The sequence below is a fragment of the Exiguobacterium sp. s16 genome, from assembly GCF_018618115.1.
GTDB lineage: Bacteria > Bacillota > Bacilli > Exiguobacteriales > Exiguobacteriaceae > Exiguobacterium > Exiguobacterium mexicanum_A.
Window position 1 is genome coordinate 1 of record NZ_JACSLM010000026.1, and the last position, 449, is coordinate 449.

A 449-nucleotide genomic window follows, 5' to 3' on the forward strand; every position below is an offset into this window, starting at 1 on the left:
TGAATCGTTTCATCTCCCGCTTCTCCACATATTTTACCTCTACCAAATCTCCGCTGAAGATCGCGTCGTTCAGCACATTCTCATAGACCGATAGGACCTGTTCATCGATATCTGGCATCTCAATTTTTTGAATCTCTTTATAGTATTTCGTCAGTAGCGCCTTGTGCTCGGGCATGAGGAATGGGATCCATTTCAATTCGCCCCGATCGCGATACATCGTCATAATAATTACCCCTCTCAATAAAACGAACGTTTGTTCTTATTTTATACCCGATTTGTCCCGTTTGAACAGCCTTTTTCGTGATTGGTAATCCGTGCGTCCTGTTTCCGTACTCTAGCTCGCTGGTCTTCGGTGCAAGGGACGTCAAAAAAATGACGCGCCCTCCGGCCCGTCTTCCTTCGCTTTAGGCTCAAAGCGAGGCTTTTCGCTCGTTGGCTACGGAAGCCTG

General features: G+C 47.2%; 1 protein-coding gene. It reads right to left on the bottom strand.

Going from position 1 to position 449, the window contains the following annotated elements; genetic code table 11:
- Positions 1–223, bottom strand: a 223-nt coding sequence (locus tag KNP86_RS15595) for a YolD-like family protein (protein WP_251130545.1), incomplete at its 3' end; no start/stop codon positions are given.
- Positions 224–449 lie beyond the last annotated feature (226 nt).